At 31.9% G+C, this 15145-nt stretch carries 15 protein-coding genes and 1 tRNA gene; 9 read left to right on the top strand and 7 right to left on the bottom strand.

The genetic code is table 11. From position 1 onward, the window contains the following. The 3 genes from V1T75_RS10315 to V1T75_RS10325 form a co-directional block, all read left to right on the top strand. A partial coding sequence (locus tag V1T75_RS10315; RefSeq protein ID WP_330488464.1) for a gliding motility-associated C-terminal domain-containing protein occupies positions 1-1227 on the top strand: 1227 nt, incomplete at its 5' end. 15 nt (positions 1228-1242) lie between these two features. Further along, positions 1243-2178, top strand: coding sequence for a PorP/SprF family type IX secretion system membrane protein (locus V1T75_RS10320; RefSeq protein WP_330488465.1), 936 nt, complete (start codon positions 1243-1245; stop codon positions 2176-2178). An 11-nt stretch (positions 2179-2189) separates the two neighbouring features. Beyond that, positions 2190-4139: an OmpA family protein gene (locus tag V1T75_RS10325; RefSeq protein WP_330488466.1), complete on the top strand. Its 1950-nt coding sequence runs from the start codon at positions 2190-2192 to the stop codon at positions 4137-4139. An 80-nt stretch (positions 4140-4219) separates the two neighbouring features. Here V1T75_RS10325 and cls read toward each other — a convergent pair whose 3' ends face one another. From cls to V1T75_RS10340, 3 genes are all read right to left on the bottom strand, one after another. Then, positions 4220-5662 carry a cardiolipin synthase gene (gene cls, locus V1T75_RS10330; RefSeq protein ID WP_330488467.1) on the bottom strand — a complete coding sequence of 481 codons (1443 nt, stop codon included), beginning with the start codon at positions 5660-5662 and terminating at the stop codon, positions 4220-4222. A gap of 527 nt (positions 5663-6189) precedes the next feature. Continuing rightward, on the bottom strand, positions 6190-7044 hold the full coding sequence (locus tag V1T75_RS10335) for a hypothetical protein (protein WP_330488468.1): 855 nt from the start codon (positions 7042-7044) through the stop codon (positions 6190-6192). Then, positions 7044-7850: a HipA family kinase gene (locus V1T75_RS10340; RefSeq protein WP_330488469.1), complete on the bottom strand. Its 807-nt coding sequence runs from the start codon at positions 7848-7850 to the stop codon at positions 7044-7046. Before V1T75_RS10340 ends, V1T75_RS10335 begins: the two co-directional genes overlap by 1 nt. A 296-nt stretch (positions 7851-8146) precedes the next feature. Here V1T75_RS10340 and V1T75_RS10345 point away from each other — a divergent pair, with 296 nt between their 5' ends. Together V1T75_RS10345 and V1T75_RS10350 are read left to right on the top strand one after the other, a co-directional pair. Then, a complete protein-coding gene (locus V1T75_RS10345) occupies positions 8147-8965 on the top strand; it encodes an oxidoreductase (RefSeq protein ID WP_330488470.1) in 819 nt (272 codons plus the stop codon). A gap of 141 nt (positions 8966-9106) precedes the next feature. Further along, positions 9107-9880, top strand: a complete 774-nt coding sequence (locus V1T75_RS10350) for a helix-turn-helix domain-containing protein (protein WP_330488471.1) — start codon at positions 9107-9109, stop codon at positions 9878-9880. Between the two features lie 253 nt (positions 9881-10133). Here the strand turns inward: V1T75_RS10350 and V1T75_RS10355 are convergent, their stop codons facing one another. Beyond that, complete coding sequence (locus V1T75_RS10355; protein WP_330488472.1) at positions 10134-10334, bottom strand: hypothetical protein; 201 nt, start codon at positions 10332-10334, stop codon at positions 10134-10136. A 138-nt stretch (positions 10335-10472) separates the two neighbouring features. Here V1T75_RS10355 and V1T75_RS10360 point away from each other — a divergent pair, with 138 nt between their 5' ends. From V1T75_RS10360 to V1T75_RS10370, 3 genes are all read left to right on the top strand, one after another. Then, a complete protein-coding gene (locus V1T75_RS10360; protein ID WP_330488473.1) occupies positions 10473-10685 on the top strand; it encodes a helix-turn-helix domain-containing protein in 213 nt (70 codons plus the stop codon). Between the two features lie 297 nt (positions 10686-10982). Continuing rightward, positions 10983-11813, top strand: coding sequence for a hypothetical protein (locus V1T75_RS10365; RefSeq protein WP_330488474.1), 831 nt, complete (start codon positions 10983-10985; stop codon positions 11811-11813). Positions 11814-11950: 137 nt separating this feature from the next. Then, on the top strand, positions 11951-12121 hold the full coding sequence (locus V1T75_RS10370) for a hypothetical protein (RefSeq protein ID WP_330488475.1): 171 nt from the start codon (positions 11951-11953) through the stop codon (positions 12119-12121). A gap of 98 nt (positions 12122-12219) precedes the next feature. On the opposite strand, the gene V1T75_RS10375 is transcribed toward V1T75_RS10370, so the two are convergent. Then, positions 12220-12301 (bottom strand) — tRNA-Leu (locus tag V1T75_RS10375). A 101-nt stretch (positions 12302-12402) separates the two neighbouring features. On the opposite strand from V1T75_RS10375, the gene V1T75_RS10380 reads away from it, so the two are divergent. After that, entirely contained in the window at positions 12403-13791 is a 1389-nt protein-coding gene (locus tag V1T75_RS10380) for a dipeptidase (protein WP_330488476.1), read from the top strand. Positions 13792-13826: 35 nt separating this feature from the next. Here V1T75_RS10380 and V1T75_RS10385 read toward each other — a convergent pair whose 3' ends face one another. Together V1T75_RS10385 and V1T75_RS10390 are read right to left on the bottom strand one after the other, a co-directional pair. Then, positions 13827-14483, bottom strand: a complete 657-nt coding sequence (locus V1T75_RS10385) for a DUF2490 domain-containing protein (RefSeq protein ID WP_330488477.1) — start codon at positions 14481-14483, stop codon at positions 13827-13829. Then, entirely contained in the window at positions 14483-15052 is a 570-nt protein-coding gene (locus V1T75_RS10390; protein ID WP_330488478.1) for a hypothetical protein, read from the bottom strand. The genes V1T75_RS10385 and V1T75_RS10390 overlap by 1 nt, the downstream gene beginning before the upstream one ends. Between the last annotated feature and the right edge of the window lie 93 nt (positions 15053-15145).

The raw sequence follows: 15145 nt of genomic DNA on the forward strand, positions 1-15145 counted from the left end.
TCGGTAAGCAACCAAGCAACAGTTACTGGAACGAGCATCAGTGGTAATGATGTCAGCGATGCTTCCGACGACAATAGTATTCTTGAAAACGATCCAACACAAACCAATTTGTGTCAGTCTGATGGAATTGCTCTTATTAAAACAGCTCTTTTTAATGATGAAAACTCGGATGGCTGTAGCAATGTGGGGGAAACCATAACCTATAGCTTTACTCTTACAAATACTGGAAATACGACCATTACGAATGTGGTACTTACCGATCCTATGTTAGGAGGTACAATTGCTCTTGCATCTGGTGATACCGATAACGACAACCTGCTTGATGTAGGTGAAACTTGGACATACTCCGCCAACTACACCATTACTCAAACCAACATCGATACTGGTTCGGTAAGCAACCAAGCAACGGTTACTGGAACAAGCATCAGTGGTAATGATGTCAGCGATGCTTCCGACGACAATAGCATTCTTGAAAACGACCCAACACAAACCAATTTGTGTCAACCCAACAATATTTATCTTGAAAAAATCAGCCACTTTAATGATGCTAATGGAGATGGATATGCAAACATTGGGGAGATAATAACATATAATTTTATCATACACAACACAGGAGCTTCAACGCTGTATAACATTACCTTACAAGACAATCTTCCTGGTATTACCATAAACGGCTCTTCTATTGCTCAACTATTATCAGGAGAAGTAAATAGCACAACCTTTACCGCCACCTATAGTATAACTCAACAAGATTTAACAAATGGAACTGTTACTAATCAAGCGTTAGCTACAGCAGAAGATTCCTCTGGAAACAGCATTACTGATATTTCAGATGATCCTAACAATTTAGATAACATTGACATTGATAATGATGGCGATCCAGACGACCCTACAATCACCACCCTACTTATAGAGGAGATTGCTTTTGAAATTTTTAATGCGGTTTCACCAGATGGAGATGGGTCAAATGATTTCTTTCGTATTAATGGTATAGAAAATTACCCCAACAACAACCTCAAAGTCTTTAACAGATGGGGAGTTTTAGTTTACCAAACAGATGCATATGGAGCTAATGGAAATCTATTCAGAGGAATATCTGAAGGTCGAGCTACGGTTAGCAAAGACCAAAAACTACCTACAGGCACTTATTTCTACATACTCACACGATGGGACACTGACCAACAAGCCATGACTAACAAGGGATATTTATACCTAAAAAGAAACTAAAAACCACAAAACCTAATGAAACATTATTCTATATTACTCTTCATAATTATTAGTGTACATGTGTGTTTTTCTCAACAAGACCCACAGTACACTCAATACATGTACAATACCCAGGTGGTAAATCCAGGTTATATTGGTTCTAAAAATGCTCTTGGCTTAGGTTTGCTCTACAGAACACAATGGGCTGGATTTGAAGGAGCACCCAATACGGGTACTTTTACTTTTAATGTGCCTTTGGGTACTCTAAAACGAAATGCCATAGGACTTTCTATTATTAATGATAAAATAGGCCCTTCTAACGAAACTGGCATTACCATAGATTATGCCTATTCCTTACTTCTATCAGGACATGCTAGAATATCTTTCGGAATTAAAGGAGGGCTCAGCATACTTGATGTAGATTACTCTAAACTAAACATATATGACGATAACGACTGGCAGTTTGCAGAGAACATCGACAAAAAAATGCAAGCTCAAATAGGTGCGGGTATTTACTATAATAACGACAAACTCTATCTTGGTTTATCAGTACCTAATTTTTTCAACTCAAAACATTATAATTCAAACAACACCAATAACAGTGATGAAAATGCAATCGCTATTGAACGCTTACATTACTTCTTAATAGCTGGTTACGTCTTTAATATTAGTGAAAGCCTAAAATTTAAACCTGCTACAATGTTAAAGTGGGTTAACGGCTCTCCTTTACAAGCAGATTTGTCTGCGAATTTTTTATTCAATGATAAATTTACTCTTGGTGCTTCCTATCGATGGGACGCAGCAATCAGCGCCATGGCAGGATTTCAAATAACTAGTCAGTTATTTTTAGGAATGGGATATGATTTTCAAACCACAGATATAGAAGAGCACAGTGATGGCTCTTACGAATTCTTTCTGCGGTTTGATGTCTTTAATAATCCTGAACGTATACTAACACCTCGATTCTTTTAAACTCTTATATCATGAAAAAGCATTATTTTATTTTCTTCTTTTTATTTGCTCTCATAAATCTTTCTTCTTTTGCTCAAATAGCTTTGGTTGAAAAGGCAAACACCAAGTATAACACCTACGACTTTATAGATGCTCGAAAAATCTATTTAAAAGTTGTTGAAAAGAACTACGGATCAGCTGAAATATATAGAAAACTGGGAAATACATACTATTTTAACAGTGATTATTCAAAAGCTGCAAAGTGGTATTACAACTTAATAGACCGATTTCCAAACGAAGCTCTTACAATCGACTATTTTAGAGCAGCCCAATGTTTAAAGAGCATCAACCAACCTGAGGAAGCTCAAAAACTTATGAATATATACAAATCTAAAGGAGGGAAAGTTATTTCTTTAGAAACCTATAAAAATGTTGCCGATACTTTGTTTAAAAAAGGAGTACACGACAAACTTTTTGAAATAGAAAAGATTCCTGTTAATACAGCATATTCAGATTTTGGTACTGCTTTTTATGGCAACAATATTGTTTTTGCATCAAGTAGAAGAAATCCAACATTATCAAAAGAGCAATCTACTAAACTTGCAGGATGGGACAATCAACCATTTTTAAACCTGTATCAAGTTCCATTAGATAAAAATATGAATTTTGGACAAGTAACAGCTTTTGACAAAAACGTTAATTCACTCTATCATGAATCTACCGCTGTTTTTACAAAAGATGGAAACACTATGTATTTTACTAGAAATAATTATTTAAACGGTAAAAAGAAAAAAGATAAAAATCATGTGGTCAGACTCAAAATATACAAGGCTACTAAAAACGGAGATACTTGGGAAAATGTACAAGAACTCCCTTTTAACAACGATGCTTACTCTGTAGGACACCCAACTCTTAGCCCTAAAGAAGACAAGCTATACTTTTCTTCAGATATGCCCGGTAGTTTGGGAATGTCTGATATTTGGTTTGTAAAAATATTGGGCGAAGATATTTACACAAAACCTGTAAATCTTGGTAATAAAATAAACACTCCTGAAAGAGAAACTTTTCCATTTGTAAGCGACGAAAACAACCTGTACTTCTCTAGTGATGGACATTCGGGAATGGGGGGATTAGATATTTTTGTAACACAATTAAACAAAAACTCTCATGGTGAAATTTCTACTTTTGGAGAACCGATAAATAGTTCAAAAGATGATTTTGGTTTTATTCTGAAAGAAGACAGAATTGGATATTTTACATCCAATCGTGATGGTAAAAAAGGAAGTAAAAGTGATGATATTTATCAAATTTGGGAGCGTTGTGAAATTACCATTCAGGGACCTGTAACTGATAAAAAAACTGGTAAGTTAATTCCAAATACAGAAGTTACCCTATTAGATAGTAACAATAATGAAGTTAAAACAGTTACTGTAGGTAGTGATGCTACTTTTTCATTTCTTTTAGATTGTCAAGAACAGTATACTTTGAGAGCAAAGAAAGAAAAATACAATCCAAAAGAAAAAGTTATAGAAACTCCAAGCAATCCTAAGACTATTAAAATGCCTATAAAATTAAATATGTCTTTAGATTTAGAACTTACTGATCCATGTCCTCCTAACGATTTAGGCTGCAAATTAACCCTACAACCTATTTACTTTAATTATGATAAATCCAATATCCGTCCAGATGCAGAAATTGAGTTAGCTAAAATTTTAACCGCCTTAAATGAGTATCCTGCTTTAAAAATTCATATTGAATCACACACAGACGCTAGAGGTAAGGATTCTTACAATTTAAAATTATCTGAAAGTAGAGCACAAGCCACATTGAACTGGTTGTTAAAAAAGGGAATTGACAGCACAAGGTTAACGGCAAAAGGATATGGAGAATCTGAACTCATTAACAAATGCACCAACCAAAGTACCTGTACAGAAAACGAACATCAACTCAACCGTAGATCTATGTTTATCATTAAAGAATAAAGACAGCTATTTTACAAAGTACTTTTAACGATAAAACCTCTTTAAATAAAGAGGTTTTATCGTTTCTAATGTTTACTTAACTATAAAATAGGAGCTAATAATCGAGCTAATCTCTCTGTAAAACGTATCAATACTGGTCTATTGTTCCACTGATTTAACTCTATTTTCTCACTGTGTTTTAAATCTTCTATAAAAGCGTCTTTTAACTGACTTGCGAAATCTTTATCATAAATCAATGCGTTAATTTCAAAATTTAAATCAAAACTACGCTCATCTAAATTTGCTGTTCCTACAGAACAAATTAACTCATCAAACACCATTGTTTTTGCATGTACAAATCCTTTTTTATACCTATACACCTCTACTCCTATTTCTAATACTTCTTTATAAAAAGAATTTGACACCGCATTAACTAATTTCGAATCTGAAATACTTGGCACCAATAGTTTTATTGTAACTCCACTCAAACTAGCTATTTTAAGAGCATCTAAAAAAGAGGTTCTGGGAACAAAATAAGGAGTTGTGATTAGGATTTCTTTTTTTGACAATAAAATTGCTTGAATGAGCGCATACATAATGTCTGGATGATCAGAATCTGGTCCGCTAGAAATTACCTGAACTAATTGTTTATGTTCATTTGTTTTTTCTTGAACTTCCGCTGGAAAAAGTTCTTCCTCAATAATGACATTTTGATTCGCACAAAAATTCCAATCTGCTAAAAAAACTCGTTGTAAGTTTAAAACAGCTAGTCCTTCAATTTTAACATGTGTATCTCTCCAATAACAATTAAACTTATTAGGATTAATATAGCGCTCTGAAACATTTACTCCCCCTACAAAACCAACCTTACCATCAACTACAATAATTTTTCTATGATTTCGATAATTAATTCTATTAGCTAACAATAACCATTTGATTTTATAAAAAGGGAAAGCCTCTACCCCACTATCAACTAAAGATTTTACAAACGACTTGCGAATATCTTTACTTCCAAAATCGTCATAAATAAAACGTACCTTGACTCCTTCTTTTGCTTTTTCTTTTAAAACATCTCCTATTTGCCTACCTATAGTGTCATTTTGAAAAATATAATACTCTATATGTATATGATTTTTTGCTGCTTTTAAAGCCTTTATTACCTCAGGAAACTTACGCTCTCCATTTAAAAGCAAACTAACTTTGTTATTATTGGTTAAAACATTTTCTTTATGTATAAACTTCGTCAGATTATAAAAATGTCCTAAATGACTTTTAGATGTTGCTAGTATTTTTTCATTATACTTTTTTAGTTTCTCTTTAAGTTCAAAGAAAATGTTTTTGTCAACTTCTAGCTTTTTATTATACAGTTTATACGTTCTGTGATTTATTCCAACCATTAAATAGATAATAATCCCTCCTACTGGAAATAAGATGAGTAAAAACAAATAAGCTATTGCCTTAGGTGGTGTTGACGTATTAATGATAATAACAGCAACTGCAACAATAATGGCTACATATAAAATTATAAGTAGTGTTGTTATCAAAATAAAATATCTTTTTTGCTAAAGATATTTAAAATATTGAAACTCTTATAATGAGTGTCAAAAAATAAAAACCCTAATGGTTTTAGGGATTCCTGAAATTTAAGTAGCGAGGAGCAGATTCGAACTCTCGTACCTCACGGTACTAACCTAGGTCTAGACTAGTATTTTACACAAATCCAATCAACTGAAGTCTATCGTTTAAAAAAAAGGAAGATTGATTAATACTATTATTTAGTGTGTTTTTTTGTGCACCAAACAAGATATTAAATTCTAACTTAACTTATTGTTTTTGATACAATTACAATTCTTTTTACTTATTACCTTCCTAGATAAAAAACTGTAAAAGAAGCAAAAACCTTACTTTAAGTACAACTTTCTGTAAACGCATTTAAAGTATAAGCATTATTTTTAGAAAGTTGTGTAACGATATATAAATACATTGATTATATACTAATACTGGTTGTATAACAGTACCTCTTAAACGTATATAAACAAGTTGTGGTTAATACTGAAAAACTGTATTCTTCTTAATCTTGTTTTTCGAAATAAGGATGTACTCCCTTTAAATCAATGTAGTCTTTAATTTTATCTGTTTCACTTAATGGAATATAATCAACAATATTACTTTCATAAATATGTTTCCAAATAGAATGATTTTTTTGACCTAAACTCTTTTTAGGTTCATTACCAACTAGGAAGTAATGTCCACCTCCTTTTTCGTAATCAACTGCTTTTGTAAATGAGATATATTTAGTTAAATCTCTTTCAAGGTCAACATACCTTTTAGAAAAATCTATAGTTTGTCCTGCGACAATTTGACCATTCTCTCCTATGAAATTAACATTCACAGGCGATATTAACTCTTTAAAATCACTAGGTCTGACATCGACATCTAAATTAACTTTAGATTTTATTTTAGAATATAATTTTGTTCTAACAATTTTAACAATATCCTCCTTTGGTTTTTTGGTTATAATTTCTTCATCATTATTAAAAATATAGCTTTTGTATAATTTTAAAAATGTTGTTTCATCAAAATTCACATCTATTTCTCTTGGTTCAGAAAACTTTATAATATTATTGGAATATCTATGAAGATAGCTGAAATATTTTTCGTTAACCCAGTTTTGAGTAAAATCTTTTTTAAGATTCAATAAGTTATTATTATCAAATCCAAAATTCAAATCATTATTTAAATTTTTAAAATAAGACTTTAAGAAACTATAATTTTGAATTGGAATTAGTTGCTTAACTATACTCAATTTAGTGTCTGAAATCTTGAATTTAATATCTTCTCCATTAGCCATAATTATCCCTATACTAATCTTTTCTTTAAGACTTGCATTAAGAGTTAAATACATTATGCTAAAAAAAGTTTTCATTACTTAATATTTTCTTGAATTAGAGTTCTAAAGTTAATTTCGCAACTATTAAGCCATTCTTTAGTAAACAAATTTTCTCTCAATTGTTCCTCTAAAGTATCTTTGTCAACTATCCATTCTACAGGAACTAACGAAATAATTTCAGATAAATTATCTTCACACTCTTTAGTACAAAGGTAAAACTTCTTAACCAAGTTATCAACAACTTTAACAAGATTTCGTCCTCGGCTAAATAGTATGTTTGCTAGTTCAGTATTAATCAATGATTCAAAATCATTAATCTGATATACTCCTCGATGTAATGCATTTGAATTAAAAATAGCATCATGGTCAAATACAGTAAAGTATATCTCATTTTGTACTGTAAAGTCAATTAATAAATTACTATTGTTATGATTTCTATCTTCATTTGAAAGCCAAATATCAAAAAAAGCAATCATTAAAAAATCTTCCTTGTTTATAATTTTTCTTCTAAAACTTGCATCCCGAAAAGAAGCCAAGACAGTATCGTTTATCTCTTGACTAGATTGAATATATTTAGACCCAAAACAAGGCTTATCAAAATTAATTCCCTGAACATTTGAAGGAATATGGCCTTTCTTAACATTAATCAGAGAAATTTCAGGAGTATTTAAATCCCAAATTGTTGCGAAACTAGAACCTAAAAGTTCATTTATCAATTTAGATGCATCTCTACTATGCTTACAAATCCAATATTGTAAATCATCACAAATAACCAACATCGGATTCCCTGCTGTCGGATAAACTTTATCTGGTTTATGAATTGTTTTTAATAGTTGAAGCATTAATTGAATCTGAATTTATCTCAAATATATTACAATAGATACAAAGAATTACAAAACTTTAGACAAAGTACTAACCACAACAACGTGTATAATTAATAAGATTGAATTTCCACATCAACGGAAAACGACTCGCGTCGTTTTCTCCCAAAAAATCATACACAAACCGTTAGCTGCAAGCAACGCCAAAAAGTTAATTTCAGCAAAATGTATTCAACCCCTCTTAAAATATATCCATCTACAAATTATTGTCAATATAATTTTGTACTGTAAATAATTAATAACTAAATTTTTGTAGTATGAAAAAAGTAATATTGATAACGGGAGCATCAGCGGGAATGGGCAAGGACGGAGCTTTAAGATTAATAAAGGAAGGGCATATTGTATACGGAGGAGCACGAAGAATCAACAAAATGCAAGATATAATTGATGCTGGAGGACATAGTATTGAATTGGATGTGACTAACATTGATTCTATCAAAAATGCCGTTAACACCATCATTAGAGACCAAGGTCGTATCGATGTGCTTTGGAACAATGCAGGATATTCTGTAACGGGTGCTGTAGAGGACGTTTCTTATGAAGATGCAAAAAAGCAATTTGAAGTAAACCTATTTGGACTATCAGAAGTCACGAAGGCTGTGCTTCCTTTTATGAGAGAACAAAAATCTGGCACAATCATAAACACTTCTTCCGTTGGAGGAAAAATATTCTCACCTCTTGGAGCATGGTATCATGCAACAAAGCATGCTTTAGAAGGCTGGAGCGATAGTTTAAGAATAGAATTAAAGCCCTTCAATATCAATGTGGCTATTATAGAACCAGGTGGTATATCTACTGAATTTGGAAATGTACTTTACCAACCTCTGATAGACCGCTCCAAGGGTGGTGCTTACGAAGAAATATCAAAAAAAGTTGCAGATTCTTATAAAGCAAATTATGCCGACCCTAAAAGGTTAGCACCAACCTCTGTAGTCAGTGACGTTGCAGTAAGAATAATAAACAGCAAAAGACCAAAAACCAGATATGTTGTTGGATACATGTCAAAAACGACTATTTTTATGCGTTGGTTACTTACCGACCGCATGTTTGAAAAAATAATTGTGAAATTCTTTTAATTCATGAAAGAACATATACATATCAATACCATCAGTCAAGTACATAAAATGCTTGGGCTTGAAAGCCCAAAACATCCACTGGTTACTATCTTGAGAGACAATGGTAAATTGGCCCCGTTTAGTTCTATCGAAAATAGGTTTTTGATTGACCTTTATATTATAAACTTAAAATCTGGATTGGGAAGAACTTGCCTTTATGGAAGAAATACCTATGACTACCAAGAAGGCACTATGGTCTTTATGGCTCCTAATCAAACAATAAAAGTGGACTCCAGTATAGAAACCCCTAACCTATCAGAAAATTGGATTCTTTTGTTTCATCCCGATTTAATTAGAAAATCTGAATTAGGGAATAAAATAGAACAATATTCATTTTTTAATTATGACGTTCATGAAGCATTACATATTTCTGACTATGAAAAAAATCTGTTAAACCAAATAATAAACAACATCGAAAATGAATACTCTCAAAACATAGACACTCATAGTCAAGAACTCATTATTTCAAATATAAAAATGATTTTGGACTACTGCACAAGATTTTATGACAGACAATTTTACACTCGTACAAACTTTAATAAAGACATAGTAGCTAAATTCAATGCAGAACTTAAAACTTATTACAGTTCACAACTCCCTTTAGAAATTGGTATTCCAACAGTAAAATATTTAGGAGAAAAAATGAATATATCACCTTATTATTTAAGTGATTTATTAAAAAAAGAAACTGGAAGAAATACCATTGAACATGTTCATTTTTACATAATTGATAAAGCAAAGACCAATCTATTAAATTCAACAAAATCAATAAGTGAAATAGCCTATGAACTAGGGTTTGAATATCCTCAACATTTTGCAAAATTGTTCAAAAACAAGACTGGATTAAGTCCAACTGAATACAGAAGCCTAAATTAAAAAAGCCAGCAGCCAACAACGTATATAAAAAATAGCGGCTTAGGTACTTAATACAATGTGGTTTTAATAAATTTACCGTCAGTATCAAACCGAAAGAGTAGTGTGCAAAAATCCGCTACTTTTCATATACTAAACGCTGTATACCATTGCGGAAAAGCCAACCGCATATTAAACACATTTGGTTTTTTCCATCACACAATCTGACCCTAAGAAACCAAAAGAGCTTAATCTTTCCATCACTTAGGACAGTCCATCATTTTGATTTTCTTCTGGTCGAATACATGACTTGTTGCTCTTTGAATTGACCAATTTCCTCTCTGAGTGTATGATTGATGCTTTGAATCAGGTCATTTTGAACTTTCATAATTCGTAATAAATCGTGCATTGCGTTTAAATTATCTAATTGCTTATAGACAATTTCTTCTAAGTCGGCTTTGGTATATCTTCTACTCATAATGTAAGTTTTAAAAAGTATTCTTTAGATTTTCTAAACAAACCTATTCAAAATCTATTAAAATTCAAAATAAAACTTTAGAAATTCTATATTTTTCTTTTCAAGAGTTAAATTTACCTATACAAATTCGAAAGATTTATGACTTCTTTAGGACTTTATTTGACTAAAAAATCTGTAAACAGGGCAATGGTTTCAAGACGAACAGGAATCAGTCAAGCTAGGTTATCGCAATTAACTTCAAACGAATCGACAAAATTGAGAGCTGAGGAACTGTTCTTAATCGCCTTGGCTATAGATATAGACCCAGGAGAAATGTTTAAAGAAATTTTTAAGGATTTAAGATTAAAATAGTGAAAAAACGGCAGGCAACAAAGTATAAAATTAACTACTAATTCGTGCCTACTTACAGAAATCCTCGCAGATACTCTGCTTAATGCTTACTTGAAGAGTTATGTGCTAATACATTACGGAAAACTCTTACTTCTATTGTGGTTTTCCTTCGGTACATTTAAAATATAAATATTATATTTAGAAAGTTGTGTAACGATATATAAACACATCGATTATACACTAATACCGGGTGTATAACAACACCTTTTACATATATATAAACTGGTTAGCTATAATATAAACCCAATTAGAAAATAGATGATTCCTAAAATTAATAAATACGACTTTTATTTATATCGTGATTTTAGCAATGGTGATAATTATCTCAATTTAATTCAACTTGTTGCGCATTCAAGCGAATTTTTAAATGAAATTATTTTAACACCAGAAGAAAAAGAAAAACTTTCTAAAAGAATAGAACTGTGTAAAATATTATTTGAAGATGAGTGGGAATCTAGAAACGGAAAAATTCAATTTTTCTTTGACTTTAATAAAGAGTCGGCTATAAAATATTATCATAATTTAATCCAATTAGCCAAAGAATTACAATTTCAATCTGAAATTCCAAATCTCGAAAAAACACTTGATTTTTATATCAAGAACGAAATAAAAATAAAAAGACTTCAAGAAAATCAAGACGACGATGATGCATGGGATGAAGTTCAATCTTTAAATAGAGAATACGAATACCCTTATTCTGATTTATTGAATAAATTAGCTATAGATTTTTCAATAAACCCCGATAGTTTTTGCAGGGATATGAATGGAAATTCAATTGACCCTAATTTTACTGGAAAATTAAAACATTACGAAGGAGATACCATAAAATATGAATATTCAGTTCAAAAAGGTCAAATTTTTGGTGAATTTATGGAGTATGATAATGATGGTAATAAAGAAGAGTTATCATTCAAAGAAGGATATTTTGACAAAGAGATTATTAAAAGCTGGTTTAAAAACGGACAGATTGAATTTGAACAACTGAGTAATTCAGGCTATAGGTATTGGTATGATAATGGACAAAAAAAAATGGAAAATATAAATAACATTATCAAAAAATGGGATAAGTATGGGGAAGAAATACTATAACTAATAATGGTTATAAGTAATTGCTTATTCTCGCCTACTTCTAAAAATTCCATTGGAATTTTCAGACTTGTGCATACTTGCAAAGTTTCGTGCCACCCCACATAACTACTCATTGCCGAAACCGTCACCCTTAAATAATGAAAGAGAGCAAGCTTCTATATGCAATAGAGCAATTCATCGCTCTTAACGAAACCGAAAGAGAATTATTCTTAAAAGTTATAGAAAACCCTTCTGGAATTATACTACCTCCAGAATTTACCGAAGAAGATTTTTATAATAAACCAACTAAAAACCAGCATTTAACATAGTAACATAAACTATTGACTTTGTGTGCTTTTATGTGTACTCTTTTAAAATTTGACATAAAAAAAACGTTTTAGAAAAATCTAAAACGTTTTTTAATCAGTACGGGCGGAGAGACTCGAACTCTCACACCTCACGGCACTAGATCCTAAGTCTAGCGTGTCTACCAATTCCACCACGCCCGCGTACTTTTGAAATTGTGGATGCAAATATAAACAATACTTGCAAACTACAAAGAAGAAGTATACTATTTTTCTTATTTTTGATGCTAATTAATATACAACACATGCAAAACGTAAAAGATTATATAGCTCAACATAAAGATCGTTTTATTAATGAGCTTATCGATTTATTAAAAATTCCTTCAGTAAGTGCTGATCCTGCCTACAATCAAGATGTATTAAACACTGCTGATACGGTTAAAGAAAGTTTAGAAAAAGCGGGATGTGATAAAGTAGAAATTTGCGAAACTCCTGGGTACCCTATCGTTTATGGAGAAAAAATAATAGATCCTAATTTACCAACAGTGTTGGTTTATGGTCATTACGACGTACAACCAGCAGACCCTATCGATTTATGGACCTCACCTCCTTTTGAGCCTGTGATTAAAAAAACAGACATCCACCCTGAAGGAGCTATTTTTGCTCGTGGTGCTTGTGACGATAAAGGGCAAATGTATATGCACGTAAAAGCATTAGAATATATGACCCATACAGGAAACTTACCTTGTAACGTGAAATTTATGATAGAAGGTGAAGAAGAAGTGGGTTCTGAAAGTTTAGCTTGGTTTGTTCCAAGAAATAAAGAAAAACTAGCTAACGACGTAATTTTAATTTCTGATACAGGAATGATTGCTAATAACATTCCTTCGATTACAACAGGGTTACGTGGTTTGAGTTATGTTGAAGTTGAGGTAACGGGGCCTAATAGAGATTTACATTCTGGACTGTATGGTGGTGCAGTAGCTAATCCAATCAATATTTTAACCCAAATGATTGCTTCATTACACGATGAAAACAATCATATCACCATTCCTGGTTTTTATGACAAAGTGGAAGAATTATCGCGTGAAGAACGTGATGAAATGGCAAAAGCTCCATTCTCATTAGAAGAATATAAAGCCGCTTTAGATATTGACGATGTACATGGTGAAGCTGGTTATACTACTAACGAACGTAACTCTATCCGTCCTACTTTAGATGTGAATGGTATTTGGGGTGGATATACAGGGGAAGGTGCCAAAACAGTAATTGCTTCCAAAGCCTATGCAAAAATCTCTATGCGTTTAGTTCCTGGACAAGAGTGGGAAGAAATTACCGAGTTATTTAAAAAACATTTTGAAAGTATTGCACCCAAATCGGTAAAAGTAGAAGTAAAACCTCATCATGGTGGACAAGGATACGTAACACCAATTGATAATATTGGATATCAAGCAGCAAGTAAAGCCTACCAAGAAACCTTTGGAGTTACTCCAATTCCGCAACGAAGTGGTGGAAGTATTCCTATCGTTGCTTTGTTTGAACAAGAATTAAAAAGTAAAACTATTTTAATGGGATTTGGGTTAAACTCCGATGCCATTCATTCGCCCAACGAACATTTTGGCGTGTGGAATTACTTAAAAGGAATTGAAACTATTCCGTATTTCTATCAGTACTTTACTGAATTATCTAAATAATTATAAAAAAGCGTCATTAGATAATGACGCTTTTTTTATAAAGAAATATACCACGTTGTTCTAAACCATAAAGAATTATTCTTAGCCATCGTTAACAATTTCCCTAAGCGATAGTCTAAACCAATTTCTAATTTATCTTTTTTAGAAAGTCTGTACCCTACATACGGAGACAATCGTACTTCTAAATCTTCTTCATTAAATTGCCACAAATATTCATTTGATAATTTAAGGTACCATTCTTTAACATCCACCTTATCTCCTGACAATGCTTTTTCACAAGAAACTCGATAACGAGTTCGGTATTGCGATTCAACTCCAGAAGCGAAAAATTGTTCAACCCCTAAACGATGCCCTAATTTAAAAGTATCAAAACTCTGTACAGTATTAAAATGCTGAACCGTTCTGTGCACTAGATTACCTTCTTTGAGACGAAGAATATACCCAAAATTAACAGATGTGTTTACGGCTACTTTTATTGAAAAAATGCTAGACATATCTACCAAACGATGAGAAACCATAAATTCATCATCATAAAATACCTCTCGTGCTTCAATACTGTTTACCCATTTGGTTGTACCTGAAATTTTTGTTGACAGCACTACTTTTGGCAACCATCCAGAGGTAAAGTTAGCCTGCGCCTGAACAGATACTACTAGCAACAATAATCCTAAAAAAACGACTACCTCTTTCATTAAAACTCTAAATTAATATGGTGCTGAGGAGCCAGCTTCCATTCTTTAATTAAAACCCCGTTACTATTAAACAAAAACTCGTAGCCTACATACAACTTTTCTCTTTTTCCTTTAACAATTAGCTCATAATTAGGGCGTATTTTTTCATGATGACCAGCTAACTTAAATACCGCTTTGTACAGCTCACCCTCATCTCCTTTATACTGAATTTGAGTTTTTTTTATCTTAAACCTTTTGAATTTTTCAGACAAAAGACCTTTTATTTGTGTCTGTACTTTTTTGTTTAATTCAGAAAAATCCACTTTTATTTCAACATCTATAATTTCTCCTTTTTCAGAAAACTCAACACTGTGCTTTTGAGATTGATAATATACCTTCGCCTCAAAAGTCTTCCCTTCTTGACTCTCTTCAGCATACCACTTTACTTTCTCTTTAAACCCCCATTTTTTTATAATATGTAACGAATTTCTTGGTACTTTATCTTTATCAACTCTATATTCTCGCTCAAACTTTTCTTGAGTAAATACAGAGAGTGTAAACAATAAAAAAATAATCGCTAAAAATCTCATCGTTGTCTTTTTATTCAAAAATACTGAATATTAAAAAATTACAACCTCTACATTTGTAGAATTAAATTTTATTTCTACATTTGTAGAGATGAA

This window comes from Tenacibaculum sp. FZY0031 (assembly GCF_036350695.1).
GTDB lineage: Bacteria > Bacteroidota > Bacteroidia > Flavobacteriales > Flavobacteriaceae > Polaribacter.

What these genes read in the sequence shown, in the direction of transcription:
- V1T75_RS10320 (WP_330488465.1), top strand. Translation starts at nt 1,243, where the DNA reads ATGAAACATTATTCTATATTACTCTTCATAATTATTAGTGTACATGTG.
- V1T75_RS10325 (WP_330488466.1), top strand. Translation starts at nt 2,190, where the DNA reads ATGAAAAAGCATTATTTTATTTTCTTCTTTTTATTTGCTCTCATAAAT.
- V1T75_RS10335 (WP_330488468.1), bottom strand. Translation starts at nt 7,044, where the DNA reads ATGAAAACTTTTTTTAGCATAATGTATTTAACTCTTAATGCAAGTCTT.
- V1T75_RS10340 (WP_330488469.1), bottom strand. Translation starts at nt 7,850, where the DNA reads ATGCTTCAACTATTAAAAACAATTCATAAACCAGATAAAGTTTATCCG.
- V1T75_RS10345 (WP_330488470.1), top strand. Translation starts at nt 8,147, where the DNA reads ATGAAAAAAGTAATATTGATAACGGGAGCATCAGCGGGAATGGGCAAG.
- V1T75_RS10355 (WP_330488472.1), bottom strand. Translation starts at nt 10,334, where the DNA reads ATGAGTAGAAGATATACCAAAGCCGACTTAGAAGAAATTGTCTATAAG.
- V1T75_RS10360 (WP_330488473.1), top strand. Translation starts at nt 10,473, where the DNA reads ATGACTTCTTTAGGACTTTATTTGACTAAAAAATCTGTAAACAGGGCA.
- V1T75_RS10365 (WP_330488474.1), top strand. Translation starts at nt 10,983, where the DNA reads ATGATTCCTAAAATTAATAAATACGACTTTTATTTATATCGTGATTTT.
- V1T75_RS10370 (WP_330488475.1), top strand. Translation starts at nt 11,951, where the DNA reads ATGAAAGAGAGCAAGCTTCTATATGCAATAGAGCAATTCATCGCTCTT.
- V1T75_RS10380 (WP_330488476.1), top strand. Translation starts at nt 12,403, where the DNA reads ATGCAAAACGTAAAAGATTATATAGCTCAACATAAAGATCGTTTTATT.
- V1T75_RS10385 (WP_330488477.1), bottom strand. Translation starts at nt 14,483, where the DNA reads ATGAAAGAGGTAGTCGTTTTTTTAGGATTATTGTTGCTAGTAGTATCT.
- V1T75_RS10390 (WP_330488478.1), bottom strand. Translation starts at nt 15,052, where the DNA reads ATGAGATTTTTAGCGATTATTTTTTTATTGTTTACACTCTCTGTATTT.